Raw genomic sequence first — 13,530 nt, 5'->3', positions numbered from 1 at the left:
CCACGCGCGGGCCGCTTCCCGCGTCCGTCAGACGGCGGTGATGGGGAGGTAGACCGGCTCCCACATCGCCCGGCGCACCCGTTCCTCGATGGTGTCGTCGACGGTGGCGCGCGCGACGCCGGCGTCGGCCGCCGCCCGGGCCACGGCGACGGCCACGGCGGCGGAGGTGCGGCGCAGTGCGTCGGGGAGGGGCAGGATCGGAGCTCCGGGTTCGGTGGGGTCGACCTGCCCGGCGACGGCGTATGCCGCGGCGGAGAGCATGCTGTCGGTGATCCGCGTGGCGCGGGCGACGACGGCGCCGAGGCCGAGGCCGGGAAAGACGAGCGCATTGTTCGCCTGGCCGATCCGGTACGTGACGCCGTCGCGCTCGACGGGCTCGAACGGGCTGCCGGTGGCGACCAGCGCCCGGCCGTCGGTCCAGTCCAGCAGGTCGGCGGGCTTCGCTTCGGCCAGCCGGGTCGGGTTGGACATCGGCAGGATGATGGGTCGCTCGGTGTGCGCGGCCATCTCACGCACGATCGTTTCGGTGAACGCCCCGCCCTGGCCGGAGGTACCGATCAGGATGGTGGGCCGCACGTTCCGGACCGTATCCGCAAGGGAGATGACGGCCGCCCCCGGTTCCTGCCGCCATCCGGAGACCTCTTCTTCGGGGCGGGCGTAGGGGAGTTGGAAGTCGCGCAGACCGTTCTGGTCCCGGGTGATCAGTCCATCGCGGTCCACGGCCCAGAAGCGCCGGGTGGCCTCGTCGTGGGTCAACCCGGCCTCGGCGATGGCATCCCGGAGTTGATCGGCGATACCCATGCCGGCCGTACCGGCGCCGAAGACCACGACGCGGTGGTCACGCAAGGGCAGCCCGCTGGCCCGCACCCCTGACAGGACGGCGGCCAGGTTGACCGCACCCGTGCCCTGGATGTCGTCGTTGAAGACGAACCGGTCGTGCCGGTAGCGCTCCAGGATGCGGCGCGCGTTGGCCGCGCCGAAGTCCTCGAAGTGCAGCATCGCGTCGGGAAAGAGCCGGCCCACCGTGGTCACGAACGCGTCGATGAACGCGTCGTACGTCTGCGTGTCCACGCGCGGGTGACGGTTGCCCAGATACAGCGGATCGTCCAGGAGTTGCTTGCGGTTGGTACCGACGTCGAGCACGACGGGCAGGGTGCGGGCGGGGTCGATGCCTCCCGCGGCCGTGTACACGGCGAGTTTGCCCACCGAGATGTGGATGCCGCCCACGCCCCAGTCCCCGATGCCCAGAATGGCCTCGCCGTCGGTCGCCACGACCAGGTCGACGTCGGCGGCACTCAACCCCGAGGCGCGCAGCGCACGTTCCATGCCCTCGCGCGCATCGACCGACAGGTAGATGCCCCGCGGGCGCTGGTATTCGTTGCTGTACCGCTCGATCGCGGTGCCCACCGTCGGCGTGTAGACGATGGGCAGCATCTCCGAGAGGTGGTCGCCGACGAGCCGGTAGAACAGGACCTCGTTCCGGTCGTGCAGCGCGGTCAGGTAGACGTTCTTGGCCAGATCCGTGGGCTGCGCGGTGTACTGACCGTAGGCGCGCTCGGCCTGCTGGTCCAGGCTGAGCATCCGGGGCGGGATCAGTCCGTCGAGGCCCAGTGCGAGGCGTTCCTCGGCGGTGAAGGCCGTACCGCGGTTGATCCGGGGATCGGCCAGGACGGCCCGTCCGCGTGCGGTCGTCTCGAAACCTGACGTCCGCGCGTTCCACCAGGTGTTCATCATCGCTCCCAGATGTCCGGGTGCCTGCGACGGCCGTGACGTCGGTGCTCGCGTGAACGTAACACAGAGCTTTCCGCAGCGATTCATCATTCGCCTGGCGGACATCTGTCCGTGCGATGCGCACGACCGCCTGTCGCCGTCCCCGCAAAGGAAGTCTCGCGTGACAGTTGCGGGCCGGCCATTTGATGGACCGACTGACCCGCAACTTCCACCGGCTCCTCCCGGCTGCTCGAGGCGACTCGCGGCCGTCCGCTTCCGGCGCGCCGGCTCGCTCGCGCAGTACGCGGGCGCGGGCGGTGAGGGGTCGATATCTGCTTCGTATTCTGTAGTCATACGTAGTCATTTCTGGTTGTGTATCTTGTTCGTGTGAAGCTTTCGGAGTGGGCGCGTCAGCAGGGCGTGAGCTACCAGACCGCGTGGCGGTGGGTGAAGGACGGCAAGATGCCCGTCCCCGTGCGCCAGGCCCCGTCCGGGACGTGGCTGGTCGAGGAAGCGCCTGCCGCCTTTGGGCGGGTCGTGGCGTATTGCCGCGTGTCGTCCGCTGATCAGAGAGCCGACCTGGAGCGGCAGACGGCCCGGGTCGTGGCCGGGGCGAACCGGCAGGGCCTGGCCGTCGCCGAGGTCGTCGCCGAGGTCGGCTCGGGCTTGAACGGGCGACGCCGGAAGCTGCACCGTCTGCTCGCCGACCCGCAAGCGGCGGTGATCGTGGTCGAGCACCGTGACCGCCTCGCTCGCTTCGGCGTCGAACACCTCGAAGCCGCTCTGTCGGCATCCGGCCGCCGCCTGCTGGTCCTGGATCCCGCCGAGACCACTGATGACCTGGTCCGTGACATCACCGAGGTGCTGACCTCGATGTGCGCTCGTCTGTACGGGCGGCGGGCGGCGAAGAACCGTGCCGAACGCGCGGTGGCCGTGGCGATGGGCGAGGCCGCCGAGTGAAGACGTTCCGGCCGCAACCGGGTTTCGTGGTGCAGGCGTACCGGTTCGCCCTCGGCCCGAACGCCGCCCAGGAGGCTGCGCTGCGGTCGCATTGCGGCGCGGCCAGGGCCGCGTACAACTGGGCTGTCGGCTGGGTGAGCGCGTCGTGGTGGCAGCGGAAGGCCGAGGAGTCCTATGGCGTTGTCGAGGAGTCGCTGACCAAGTGGCGGCCGTGGTCGCTGCCCGCGCTGCGCAAGGCGTTCAACGAGGCCAAGCACACCGATCCCAGGTTCGCCGGGTGGTGGGAGGAGAACTCCAAGGAGGCGTACTCCACCGGCCTGGCGAATGCTGCTGCCGCGTTCGACAACTACGCGAAGTCGAAGCAGGGTGAGCGACGGGGCCGCGCGGTGGGGATGCCGCGGTTCAAGCAGAAGCGGAAGGCGCGTCTGGCCTGCCGGTTCACCACCGGCACCATCCGCGTCGACACGGACGGCCGTCACATCACCCTGCCCCGGCTCGGCACGATCCGCACCCATGAACCCACCGGCAAGCTCCTGACCCGCGTGCAGGCCGAAACGGCCCGCATCCTTTCCGCCACGGTCCGGCGCGAGCGGGGCCGCTGGTTCGTGTCCTTCCAGGCCGAGGTCAAACGCGACCTCGTGAAGGTCGCCCGGCCGGACGTGGCGGTCGGGATCGACCTGGGGGTGAAGACCCTCGCGGTGATGGCCGACAGCACCGGCGAGATCCGCGAAGAAGCCAATCCGAGGCACCTCGATGCGGCGCTGGGGCAGCTACGCCGTGCCTCCCGCACCGTCTCCCGCCGCCGGGGCCCGGACCGCAGGATGGGGCAGAAGCCGTCGAAGCGGTGGGAGAAGGCCAACGCGGCCCGCAACCGCGTGCACCACCGCGTCGCGAACCTCCGCACCGACGCCCTGCACAAACTCACCACCGCCGTGACGGCCGAGTACGGCACCGTCGCGGTCGAGGACCTCAACGTCGCCGGAATGCTCCGCAACCGGCGCCTGGCGCGGAGGATCGCTGACGCCGGATTCGGAGAGATCCGCCGCCAACTCACCTACAAGACGAAGCGGAACGGCTGCCGCATCATGGCCGCCGACCGCTTCTTCCCCTCCTCCAAGACCTGCTCCGGGTGCGGCGCGGTGAAAGCCAAACTGCCGCTGCACGTCCGGACCTACGCATGCGACGTGTGCGGCCTGGTCATCGACCGGGACGCCAACGCCGCACACAACCTCGCCGCCCTCGCAGCGGCGGCAGCAACTGGTACCGGAGTGGCCGGAGACCAGGACGCCGTCAAGACGTCGAAGCCTCGTGGAGTCGACCACAAGACCCGCACCACCCGCCGCAGCCACAAGGCCACGGCGGGGCGGGCAGGTGGCGCAACCCTGCCTGACCAGCGGCAGACAGAAACGAGAGACCGTACTCAAGCCGAAGCCCTCACGCTGTGGTGATGAGACGGACCTTCTGGGCCGAAATACCCGGAATGCTGAGAGCTGACCATGCTCGAAGCAACGGAACGACGGACGCGAGGAGGCCAAGGCCGAGGGCCAGCGCCGCCAGACCCTGCGCGGAGCCGGACAGGTTGTCCAGGCCGAGGGTGGTGTCGAGCGACCAGGGTCCGGGGCCGGTGAAGCCGAGGACCGCGGCGACAGCGCCGTACCAGAACGGTACGTCGCAGCCGCAGCGTTGGGCCCAGAAGCCGTTGGTCGAGTTCGCCGCGGCGGCCACCGTCATCGTGCCGACGACGACGGCGCAGCCGGCGGGTGTCAGCAGCCCGGTGGCGATCGAGGCGGCACCCGTGAGTTCCGCGAGGCCGGCGACGAGCGCCATCCTCGCACCGGGCACGAATCCCAGCCGTTCGAAGGCCACTCCGGTGCCGACGAGACCGGCGCCGCCGAACCATCCGCGCAGCTTCTGCGTCGCGTGGCCGAACAGCAGAGCGGCGAGCAACACCCGAAGTATCAGCAGTCCCAGGCTCATCCGAGTGACCTTCCGTGGGGACGACGGCCGGAACCGGGCCGATCGTGGCGGACAAGTGTCCGCACAGCGGTCGGCCCGGTTGTCGGACGATCGTGGTGAACCACCGATGTGATGTCAATACCGGGCGCCGCGGCCTTGCGTAGGACCCCGTCGGTGGCCCATCAACCCCCCGGGCTGCTGCTAAACTCGCCCGCGAAATGTTTCGGGCAGGTGGCCCGGGTTGTTTGGGGGTTGGTGTGGTCGCAGGTCGTGTGGTGCGGTTCGACAGCACGCGGGGATACGGGTTCATCGCTCCCGAGGAGGGAGACGAAGACGTCTTCCTCCATGTGAACGACCTCCTCATCCCGGAATCCATGGTCCGTACCGGACTCGTCGTCGAGTTCGACATCGAGGAGGGCGACCGCGGCCCCAAGGCCTCCTCCATCCGCCTCGGCCCCTCGTCGGTCGGCGCCGTCACCGACGACTCGCTGTGCGACGTGCTGCAGACGACCGAGTTCACGACCGAGATCACCGAACTCCTCCTCCGCGCGGCCCCCACCCTGACCGGCCAGCAGATCCTCCAGATCCGCCAGGAACTCGCCCAGTTCGCGAAGAAGCACGGCTGGACCGAGGACTGACCGGCCCGCGCTCTTCCGTTCGGCCGTCCTCCGGTGGCGGCGCCTCCCCTCAGGCTGCTTGCTGGTGGCAACGGTCGGTGGAGAGGGAGCGAGTCGCGCATGCAGACGACGGGGCCGGGCGAGCGGCCACTGCAGACTCCCCGGGGCGCCGGACTCGCGGGTGTCGTCTTCGCGTTGCTGCTCGCGGCGGCCATCGTGCTGATCAGGCTGGGCATCCCCGAGGGCGCCGACGCGATCACCCCCCAGGGCTTCACCGACACGGCCCGGCGCAGCGCAGTGCGCACGGCACTCGCGCTCGTGCCGTTCGCCGGCATCTTCTTCCTGTGGTTCCTCGGCGTCGTACGCTCCCACGTCGGTGACGCCGAGGACCGGTTCCTCGCCACCGTCCTGCTCGGCAGCGGACTGGTCTTCGTCGCCATGATGTCCGCGGCGGCCGCGGCCGCAGACGCCGTACTGGCCACCGCGCACCCTCCCGGCAGCACACCCGGACTGCCCACCTGGGACTTCGGCCGGCACCTCGCGTACACCCTGATGACCGGTTACGCCATGCGGATGGCGGCCGTCTTCACCTGCTCCATGTCCGTGATCGGACACCGCCTCGGCATCCTGCCCCGGTGGCTCACCGTGCTGGGCTTCCTCACCGCCCTGACGCTGCTGTTCGTCTCGTCCAACGCCCCCTGGGCCGAGCTGGCCTTCCCCGCGTGGTCATTGGTGCTCAGCGTCTACATCCTCGTGGTCGGCGGACGGGCGGGGTGAGCGCGGGCCGGTCACTCGATCGGCGCGCCCCGGCGCGCCCGGGCCGCCCTCCGGCTCGCATGCTGGCAAGGGGGAGATGACCGCCGTCCGAAGGGTCCCGCCGAGCAGGTGGTGCACGCCGGACCTGGCTGCCGAAAGGGCGGAGCGTCGATGAGGCTTGTCGTCGATCTCAACAAATGCCAGGGATACGCACAGTGCGCGTTTCTCGCGCCGGACGTCTTCACCATGCACGGCGAGGAGTCCCTGATCTACAACCCGCGCGCCGAACCGGAACAGCGCGAGGCGGTCGCGCGCGCCGTCGCCGCCTGCCCCGTGCAGGCGATCACCGCCGACGGACTGCATGCCCCCGGCTCCGCGCGGGAGACCTCCGATGGCCGCTGACTACCTCGAGTGGTTCAGGCGCGAGGGCCGGATCGTCATCGTCGGCGCGTCGCTCGCGGGCCTCAGGGCCGCCGAGACGCTGCGCGCCGAGGGCTTCGCCGGTTCCCTCACCATGATCGGCGACGAGCCGTACGAGCCGTACGACCGGCCGCCGCTGTCCAAAGCCGTCCTGCTCGGCAAGGCCTCCGCGCTCCACACCGACCTGCCCCGGCGCCACGAGATCGACGCCAAGTGGCGGCTCGGCGTCCCGGCGACCAGCCTCGACATGGCGGCCAAGCGGGTACGGCTCGCCGACGGCGACGAAGTCGAGTACGACCGCCTGCTGATCGCCACCGGCACCCGCGCCCGGCCCTGGCCGAAGGAGGCCGAGGCCGAGCTGGACGGCGTCTTCGTCCTGCGCGGCCGGGACGACGCGGCCGCCCTCGACCGGCGGCTGAAGGCCGGACCACGCCGGGTGTTCGTCATCGGCGCCGGATTCGCCGGCTGCGAAGTCGCCTCCGCCTGCCGGGAGATGGACATCCAGGTCACCGTGGCCGAGCGCGCCGGTGCGCCTTTGGTCGGCGCCCTCGGCGGAGTGATCGGCGCCGTCTCGGCGGACCTCCACCGCGAGAACGGCGTGGACCTGCGCACCGGCGTGATGGTCACCGCCCTGGAGGGCGACTCGGCGGGCCGGGTACGGGCCGCGCACCTGTCCGACGAGAGCATCGTCGAGACGGACGTCGTGGTGGTCTCGCTGGGCGCGCTGCGCAACACGGAGTGGCTGAACGGATCAGGGCTCGGTGCGGGACCCCGCGGCATCGCCTGCGACGCGGGCTGCCGTGCCTTCGACTTCCGGGGCATCGTCACCGACGACGTCTTCGTCGCCGGTGACGTGGCCCGCTCCCCGCACGCCCTGTTCGGCTACCAGTTCCTCTCCCTCGAACACTGGGGCAACGCCGTCGCACAGGCCGAGATCGCCGCGCACAACATGATCAGCCCCAGCGCCGAGCGTCGCCCGCACCTGTGGGTGCCCGCCTTCTGGTCCTCGCAGTTCGGCGTGAACATCAAGTCGGTCGGCGTCCCCCCGATGGGCGAAGAGATCATGATCACGCAGGGCTCGCTCGCCGAGCGCCGCTTCATCGGCGTGTACGGCTACAAGGGCCGGGTCATCGCCGCCGTCAGCTTCGACAACACGCGCTGGCTGGAGTTCTACGAGCGGCAGATCGAGAGGGGCGCGCCGTTCCCGGTGGAGTTCCCGACCGTGGACCGCCGCCCCGAGGGCCGCCGACCGGTCGCGGCCGACTTCCCCGACCCGTCCCTGCCGACCCACGGCCCGACCGTCACCCTCAGCGGTTACTCACCTGCCGACCGGCGCCTGGTCTTCACCCCGGCCCGTCACTGACGGCTGCCCGGCCCTCCTCGACACCCCCACGCCCAAGGACCACTCATGACGCAAGACTCGCTCGTGCGCCGGATCACCGATTACGCGAATCGCGCCAACCCGTATCCGCTCTACGAAGAGCTCCGCAAGACGCCGGTCCTGCACGAGGCGGAGGGCGGCCCGTACGTCATCAGCTCGTACTGGGACATCGAGAGCCTCCTGCACGACCCCCGCATCAGCTCTGACGCCACCAACCTCACGGCCGCCGGCGAGGACGAACTCGCCGGAGTGGAGGCGACGGGACTGCCGCCCAGCTTCATCCGGCTCGACCCCCCGGAGCACGACCGGCTGCGCCGCATCGCCAACAGCTCCTTCGGCCCGCCGCACCGGCCGACCCGAATCGACTCCATGCGCGGCGAACTCGCACGGATCGTCACCGAGTTGATCGACGGCTTCGGCGACGCCCGGCAGATCGACCTGGTCGACCAGTTCGCCTACCCCTTCCCCGTCACCGTGATCTGCCGGCTGCTCGGCGTGCCGCGCGAGGACGAGCCGCGTTTCCGGGCCTGGGTCGATCCGATCGTCGCCGCCCTGGACCCGGAGACGCGCGTGGCCCCCGACTCCGAAGCCGCGAAGTCCGCGCGGGAGGCCCGGACGCAACTCGGCATGTACCTGGCCGGGTTGGTCGAGGAGCGCGCCAAGGAACCCCGCGACGACATGCTGTCCGACCTGGTGACCAGCCACGGCCCGGACGGCGCGATGACGACGATGGAGGTCCTCAGCACCTCCGTTCTCCTGCTCATCGCCGGCCACGAGACCACGGTCAACCTCATCACCAACGGCATGCTGACCCTGCTGCGCCACCCGAAATACCTGCACCGGCTGCGCGAGGACCCGGGGCTGGCCCCCAACATCGTGGAGGAACTGCTGCGTTACGAGCCTCCCGTGCAGCTCGTCCCCCAGCGCACCTGCATCGCCGACATCGAACTGCGTGGCGTGACCATCCCGAAGGGTGCGCGCATCTGGCTGGTCCTGGCCGCCGGCAACCGCGACCCCGAGCGCTTCCACGAGCCCGACCGCTTCGACCCCGACCGCGGGGACATCCAGCACCTCGGCTTCGGCAGCGGCATCCACAGCTGCTTCGGCGCTCCACTGGCCCGCCTGGAAGCCCAGATCGCCCTGGCGGAGCTGACCCGCCGCCTGGAGAACCCCCGCCTCCTGGAGGACCCGCCGCCGTACCGCCCGAACGCGGTCCTGCGCGGCCCCCGCCACCTGAACATCGCCTTCGAGGGCCTGCGCGCCTGACAGCATGGAGCCATGGACCTCAACCCCGTCGACGTGGTGGAGGCGGCCTTCCGGCACTACAGGTCGCAGGACCGCGACGCCGCCCTGCCCCTCTACGCCGACGAGTTCACCTTCACCAGCCCGCAGGACGACCACATCGACAAGGCGGTGTTCTTCGAGCGGTGTTTCCCGACAGCCGCCCGATTCCGGGAGCAGCGGCTGTTGACCGTCACGCGCGCGGACCCCGAACTCGTCCTCGTCTATTACGAGTACGAGCTCGTCACGGGCGAGCGGTACCGCAACATGGAAGCGATCACCGTGCGCGAGGGTCTGATCCGCGACGTGCGGGTGTTTTTCGGTGGGCGAGTATGACGGGGAGGCGGTGATGGTGGGGCATCCGGCAGGGCTGTTCGTCGGGCTGTGCACGGTGGACGTCATCCAGTTGGTGGACCATGTGCCGGGCGCCGACGAGAAGCTGACGGCCCGGGACCAGGTCGTGGCCGCCGGTGGGCCCGCCGCCAACGCTGCCGCCGTCTTCTCGCACCTGGGTGGAAGGGCGACGCTCCTCACCGGCATCGGCCGCCACCCGCTCGCGTTGGCGGCCCAGGCCGACCTCGAGGACCTGGGCGTGGTGGTGGATGATCTGGCGGCCGACGTGACCGATCCGCCCTCCGTCTCGTCGGTCCTGGTGACGGCGGCGAGCGGTCAGCGTGCCGTCGCCTCGACCAACGCGGTGCGCCATCGGCTCGGATCGCCTCACGACCTGGCGGCGCTGGTGGCCGCCAGCGACATCGTGGAACTCGACGGGCACCACAGGGAACTCGCCCTCACCGCCGCCCGGATGGCGCGCGAAGCAGGCCGTCCCACCCTGCTGGACGGCGGAAGCTGGAAGACCGGCACCGAGACGCTCCTGCCTGCCATCGACATCGCCCTGTGCTCGGCCGACTTCCACCCGCCCGGCACCGAGACAGCCGCGGAGACCCTGGAACACCTGCACGATCACGGTGTCGTCTGGGCCGCCGTCAGTCGCGGCGCCGACCCGGTCATGTGGTCGGGCCCCGGCGGCAAGGGCACCGTCGAGGTGCCGCCGGTTCGAGCGGTCGACACCGTGGGCGCCGGTGACTTCCTGCACGGGGCGTTCGCCCGGCACTGGGCGCAGGGCGGACGTGTGCCCGCGGACGCGGATCGCTTCGCCGCGGCGCTCGCGTACGCCGTCGGGGTCGCCTCGCGGTCCTGCGCCTCGTTCGGCACGCGTGCCTGGATGCGGCCACCCGACAGCCTCTGACGGGCTACCGGCTGAAGTGCCTGCGTAGATGGGCCAGGAGCAGGTTCGGGTCCTTCGTCGTGAAGTAGGCCGCGCTGGGCACATAGACGGTCCGGCCGCGTACGGCGACGGAGGTCGGGTTGGACAGGCCGTCCTGCCCCGTGAGAACGATGGTGTGGGTGCCGTCGGGCCGCACCTGGGTGATCCGGCTGCTCGTGATCAGCGCCGCGAAGACGGTGTTCCCGGGGCCGGGGAACGTGAAGTCGTCGATCGCCTCCAGCCCGCTCGCGCTGGTCTCGACAGTGCCCGCCGAGCCGTCCGGCCGTACGGGGATGCGCAGCAGCGTCCCCCGGTCGCTGTTGGACACCCATACGGCGTCACGGTGCACCTTGACCCCGTTGGCGCCGAAGCCACCGGCGGCAGCGGGCTCAAGTGCGGTCGCCCGGGCCCACGCCGTGGGCACGCCACCCGTCCGCGGGATGCGCCACACGGTGCCCAGCACCGAGTCCGCGGCATAGAGCACGCCTCGCCGCTCGTCGAGGGCCAGGCCGTTGGGCAGCCCGCCCTCGGGCAATCGCGCGATCTGCCTCGGGGTGCCGCCGGGGGAGATGCGCCAGACACCGGTCTTGTCGGTCCCGGTGGCGTAGTCGACGTAGAGCGTGCCGTCGTGCGCGCGGGCGATGCCGAGAACCACGGTCCGTTCGAGGAGGGGTGTGTCCGGGTGCGCCTCGGGCGGCAGGGTCGCCAGGATCCGCTTGCGGCCGTCCTGGGTGATGTGCGCGATCTGCCGGGAGAAGGCCAGTGTGACGTCGGCGGAACCGTCGGGCTCGAGGGCGATGTTCTCCGGCGTCTGCCCGGCGGCGAGGTCGAAGGGGGCGACGACGCGTGGCTCCGTCAGCAGTCGCTCGTCACTCACCGGGGCAGCCGACGCGAGCACGCCGAGGGCGATGGCGGCCGTGGTGATACCGGCCAGGCGCGGAAGTCGGGACATGGGAACCTCTCTGACGAACGGGGCTCGAGGCACCGGCGCACGGCACAGGACACACGGTCACGTCCCCCCGCCACCGGCGGTGGCAGCCGTGGCCGCGAGGTCGCTCGCGCGGCCCACGCCGTGGGGCCGCATGCCGTACGGCTTGCGGACTCAGATCCACCCGTCCAGCGCGCCCATGAAGCCGTCGAAGTCGTCGCGATGGACGCTGTGTCCGGCACCGCGGACGGTCCGCACCTCGAACCCCCGGCGCGTCAACACACCCTTCAACTCCGGGGATACGAGCGTGCTGGGATCGGCCGCCATGACCAGCGAAGGCACGACGGGTCGCGCGGGGGTCCGGTCGACGGCGTAGACGTCGCCCAGCGCGTGAGCCGTATGCGGATCCCAGGCCGCGAGCGTGGCCAGCTCGACGTCCACATCGGCCTGCTCCCAACGAGGGTTGAGGTCGATGATCATGTCCCTGGTCGCGTGCTTGAAGGCGGCGAAACGACGGGCCCCGGCACCGGCCTCCTGGCGCAGCGCCCACGCCGGGTCGCAGTACACGGCCCGTGCCGGGGCGAGCCGTTCGACGGCCAGTGCGAGCGCCAACGCCCCGAGCGAATGCCCGAGGGCCAGGTCTGGGCGGTCCGGGAGGGTCTCGACCAGGTCGTCGGCCCAGCTCTCGGCGCCGTACGCACCCCGTCCGCTCGCCCCGTGGCCGCGCAGATCGACGGCGACGACCCGGTAGCCCTTGGCGGCCAGCGCCGGTCCCACGCGGCGCCAGGTCCTGTGGTCCGACATGATCCCGTGGACCAGGACGGCGACCCGGTCACCGGTTCCCCATACGTGGCTGTGCAGCTTCATCGGATTCCTCCCAAAGCCGGGACTCTGGAGGATCTTTTCACTGAACCGACTCCCGGGCCGGGACAACGCGGCCGAGCCGGCGAATCTGGCGTTAACTGGAGCACTACGGCCTCCCCTCTCAAGCCGCATGCCAGGGTCCGCCGGTCACAGGCCGCCGGTCCCAGGCCACCGTCCGTCGGCCGTCGGAAGGAGAACGGGACATGACCACACCCACCACCGCCGGATCCCTCCGCACCACCCCGGAGGGCCTTCTGTGGGAACCCAGCCGGCGCTGGGTGCGCGGTCGCGCGGGAGATCTCACCGTCGTGGACAGCCGCCATCCCGTCCTGGTCTGGGAGCCCCGCGTGCCCGTACCGACGTACGCCTTCCCGCGTGACGAGGTCCGCCAGGACCTGCTCCGTCCGGCGCGCCGTCCCCGGACCGGCAGCCACACCGGATCACGGATCTTCTACGACCTCGAAGCCGACGGCGGTCTCCTGGAGAATGCGGCCTGGACCTTTCCCGCGGCCGAACTCGCCGGACACATCGCCTTCGAGTGGCGCAGCCGCACCGGGCGCGGACTGGACCACTGGTACGAGGAGGAGGAAGAGATCTTCATCCACCCCCGGGACCCGTACAAACGGGTGGACGCGCTGCCCAGCAGCCGCCATGTGCAGGTCGAGATCGCCGGCACGGTCGTCGCGGACACCAGGCGCCCGGTCCTGATCTTCGAGACCGGCCTGCCCACGCGCTACTACCTGCCGCGCGAGGACGTACGCCTCGACCTGTTCAACCCCAGCGACCACAGCACCGGATGCCCGTACAAGGGCACCGCCACGTACTGGTCCTGGCGCGGCGAAGACGACGTCCCGCCCGACATCCTCTGGAGCTACCCGGAACCGCTCCCGGCGGTGGCCGCGGTCCGTGGACTGCTCGCTTTCTACAACGAGGTGGTCGACATCGTCGTGGACGACGAACGCCAGGAGCGCCCCACGACGCCCTTCAGCAAGGTGCTGTCGGTAAAGAGGACGCCCCGACAAGGAGCACAAGGAGTGGCTCAAGACCCGTGAGCTGCGCGTGGGGGGAGGGGTGCGCGGCCCGGCCCCATCCGGTGGCGGGGCGCACCGGATGTGGCGCAGGCCGGTACGCGGCCTGCGGAACACGGTGCTCCCCCATCCCCGGCTGCGCGAACCGGCCGATCGCCTGCTGAAGTCCGTCGGCACCCTGCGCACTTCGGCCCGCGTCACGTCCGAGAGTACGAAGCCGCGGCCACGCTGAGAGTGCCTCTCCGGCGGCCGGAGGTGCGTGCTTCGTGAGGACTTCCGCTTCCGCATGCCCGGTGGACCGACCCGGTACGGACGAAGCACCCCAGCGGGCTTCATATGTGAAGTGACGTGAGGCTTACGGG

At 70.7% G+C, this 13,530-nt stretch carries 14 protein-coding genes and 1 pseudogene; 11 read left to right on the top strand and 4 right to left on the bottom strand.

Going from position 1 to position 13,530, the window contains the following annotated elements; translation table 11 throughout:
• Nucleotides 1-27: 27 nt before the first annotated feature.
• Nucleotides 28-1,734, bottom strand: a complete 1,707-nt coding sequence (locus tag ACFYXB_RS33945) for an NAD-dependent malic enzyme (protein WP_389588898.1) — start codon at nucleotides 1,732-1,734, stop codon at nucleotides 28-30.
• A 363-nt stretch (nucleotides 1,735-2,097) separates the two neighbouring features.
• Here ACFYXB_RS33945 and ACFYXB_RS33940 point away from each other — a divergent pair, with 363 nt between their 5' ends.
• Entirely contained in the window at nucleotides 2,098-2,670 is a 573-nt protein-coding gene (locus ACFYXB_RS33940) for an IS607 family transposase (protein WP_389588896.1), read from the top strand.
• Nucleotides 2,667-4,118, top strand: coding sequence for an IS607 family element RNA-guided endonuclease TnpB (gene tnpB / locus ACFYXB_RS33935; RefSeq protein WP_389588894.1), 1,452 nt, complete (start codon nucleotides 2,667-2,669; stop codon nucleotides 4,116-4,118). Before ACFYXB_RS33940 ends, tnpB begins: the two co-directional genes overlap by 4 nt.
• On the opposite strand, the gene ACFYXB_RS33930 is transcribed toward tnpB, so the two are convergent.
• Nucleotides 4,105-4,647 (bottom strand): DoxX family protein, encoded by a 543-nt coding sequence (locus tag ACFYXB_RS33930; protein WP_389588891.1) that lies wholly within the window; start codon nucleotides 4,645-4,647, stop codon nucleotides 4,105-4,107. The two genes, tnpB and ACFYXB_RS33930, sit on opposite strands and share 14 nt — an antisense overlap.
• 236 nt (nucleotides 4,648-4,883) lie before the next feature.
• On the opposite strand from ACFYXB_RS33930, the gene ACFYXB_RS33925 reads away from it, so the two are divergent.
• The 7 genes from ACFYXB_RS33925 (at nucleotide 4,884) to ACFYXB_RS33895 (ending at nucleotide 10,330) form a co-directional block, all read left to right on the top strand.
• Nucleotides 4,884-5,264, top strand: coding sequence for a cold-shock protein (locus tag ACFYXB_RS33925; protein WP_389588889.1), 381 nt, complete (start codon nucleotides 4,884-4,886; stop codon nucleotides 5,262-5,264).
• Nucleotides 5,265-5,363: 99 nt separating this feature from the next.
• Entirely contained in the window at nucleotides 5,364-6,020 is a 657-nt protein-coding gene (locus tag ACFYXB_RS33920) for a hypothetical protein (protein ID WP_389588887.1), read from the top strand.
• A gap of 150 nt (nucleotides 6,021-6,170) precedes the next feature.
• Nucleotides 6,171-6,401 (top strand): ferredoxin, encoded by a 231-nt coding sequence (locus tag ACFYXB_RS33915; RefSeq protein WP_351356113.1) that lies wholly within the window; start codon nucleotides 6,171-6,173, stop codon nucleotides 6,399-6,401.
• Nucleotides 6,391-7,782 (top strand): NAD(P)/FAD-dependent oxidoreductase, encoded by a 1,392-nt coding sequence (locus tag ACFYXB_RS33910; protein ID WP_389588884.1) that lies wholly within the window; start codon nucleotides 6,391-6,393, stop codon nucleotides 7,780-7,782. The genes ACFYXB_RS33915 and ACFYXB_RS33910 overlap by 11 nt, the downstream gene beginning before the upstream one ends.
• A 45-nt stretch (nucleotides 7,783-7,827) precedes the next feature.
• A complete protein-coding gene (locus ACFYXB_RS33905) occupies nucleotides 7,828-9,066 on the top strand; it encodes a cytochrome P450 (protein WP_389588882.1) in 1,239 nt (412 codons plus the stop codon).
• Between the two features lie 12 nt (nucleotides 9,067-9,078).
• The gene (locus ACFYXB_RS33900) at nucleotides 9,079-9,417 is read left to right on the top strand and encodes a nuclear transport factor 2 family protein (protein WP_388507464.1); all 339 of its coding nucleotides are present in this window, start codon (nucleotides 9,079-9,081) and stop codon (nucleotides 9,415-9,417) included.
• A 13-nt stretch (nucleotides 9,418-9,430) separates the two neighbouring features.
• A complete protein-coding gene (locus tag ACFYXB_RS33895; protein WP_389588965.1) occupies nucleotides 9,431-10,330 on the top strand; it encodes a PfkB family carbohydrate kinase in 900 nt (299 codons plus the stop codon).
• A 4-nt stretch (nucleotides 10,331-10,334) separates the two neighbouring features.
• Here ACFYXB_RS33895 and ACFYXB_RS33890 read toward each other — a convergent pair whose 3' ends face one another.
• Together ACFYXB_RS33890 and ACFYXB_RS33885 are read right to left on the bottom strand one after the other, a co-directional pair.
• The gene (locus ACFYXB_RS33890) at nucleotides 10,335-11,300 is read right to left on the bottom strand and encodes a hypothetical protein (RefSeq protein ID WP_389588880.1); all 966 of its coding nucleotides are present in this window, start codon (nucleotides 11,298-11,300) and stop codon (nucleotides 10,335-10,337) included.
• 150 nt (nucleotides 11,301-11,450) lie between these two features.
• The gene (locus ACFYXB_RS33885; RefSeq protein ID WP_389588878.1) at nucleotides 11,451-12,143 is read right to left on the bottom strand and encodes an alpha/beta fold hydrolase; all 693 of its coding nucleotides are present in this window, start codon (nucleotides 12,141-12,143) and stop codon (nucleotides 11,451-11,453) included.
• Between the two features lie 200 nt (nucleotides 12,144-12,343).
• On the opposite strand from ACFYXB_RS33885, the gene ACFYXB_RS33880 reads away from it, so the two are divergent.
• Nucleotides 12,344-13,192 (top strand): DUF427 domain-containing protein, encoded by an 849-nt coding sequence (locus ACFYXB_RS33880; RefSeq protein WP_389588876.1) that lies wholly within the window; start codon nucleotides 12,344-12,346, stop codon nucleotides 13,190-13,192.
• Nucleotides 13,149-13,400 (top strand): annotated as a pseudogene (locus tag ACFYXB_RS33875) (cellulose biosynthesis protein CelD); the annotation flags it as partial. The gene ACFYXB_RS33880 and the pseudogene ACFYXB_RS33875, both read left to right, overlap by 44 nt.
• Between the last annotated feature and the right edge of the window lie 130 nt (nucleotides 13,401-13,530).

Origin of the sequence: Streptomyces sp. NPDC002619 (genome assembly GCF_042889305.1) — a bacterium.
In the GTDB taxonomy this organism is placed as follows: Bacteria; Actinomycetota; Actinomycetes; order Streptomycetales; family Streptomycetaceae; genus Streptomyces.
This window is presented reverse-complemented; position numbering and strand designations above follow the sequence as displayed.

What these genes read in the sequence shown, in the direction of transcription:
- ACFYXB_RS33945 (WP_389588898.1), bottom strand. Translation starts at nt 1,734, where the DNA reads ATGATGAACACCTGGTGGAACGCGCGGACGTCAGGTTTCGAGACGACC.
- ACFYXB_RS33930 (WP_389588891.1), bottom strand. Translation starts at nt 4,647, where the DNA reads ATGAGCCTGGGACTGCTGATACTTCGGGTGTTGCTCGCCGCTCTGCTG.
- ACFYXB_RS33920 (WP_389588887.1), top strand. Translation starts at nt 5,364, where the DNA reads ATGCAGACGACGGGGCCGGGCGAGCGGCCACTGCAGACTCCCCGGGGC.
- ACFYXB_RS33915 (WP_351356113.1), top strand. Translation starts at nt 6,171, where the DNA reads ATGAGGCTTGTCGTCGATCTCAACAAATGCCAGGGATACGCACAGTGC.
- ACFYXB_RS33910 (WP_389588884.1), top strand. Translation starts at nt 6,391, where the DNA reads ATGGCCGCTGACTACCTCGAGTGGTTCAGGCGCGAGGGCCGGATCGTC.
- ACFYXB_RS33905 (WP_389588882.1), top strand. Translation starts at nt 7,828, where the DNA reads ATGACGCAAGACTCGCTCGTGCGCCGGATCACCGATTACGCGAATCGC.
- ACFYXB_RS33900 (WP_388507464.1), top strand. Translation starts at nt 9,079, where the DNA reads ATGGACCTCAACCCCGTCGACGTGGTGGAGGCGGCCTTCCGGCACTAC.
- ACFYXB_RS33895 (WP_389588965.1), top strand. Translation starts at nt 9,431, where the DNA reads ATGGTGGGGCATCCGGCAGGGCTGTTCGTCGGGCTGTGCACGGTGGAC.
- ACFYXB_RS33890 (WP_389588880.1), bottom strand. Translation starts at nt 11,300, where the DNA reads ATGTCCCGACTTCCGCGCCTGGCCGGTATCACCACGGCCGCCATCGCC.
- ACFYXB_RS33885 (WP_389588878.1), bottom strand. Translation starts at nt 12,143, where the DNA reads ATGAAGCTGCACAGCCACGTATGGGGAACCGGTGACCGGGTCGCCGTC.
- ACFYXB_RS33880 (WP_389588876.1), top strand. Translation starts at nt 12,344, where the DNA reads ATGACCACACCCACCACCGCCGGATCCCTCCGCACCACCCCGGAGGGC.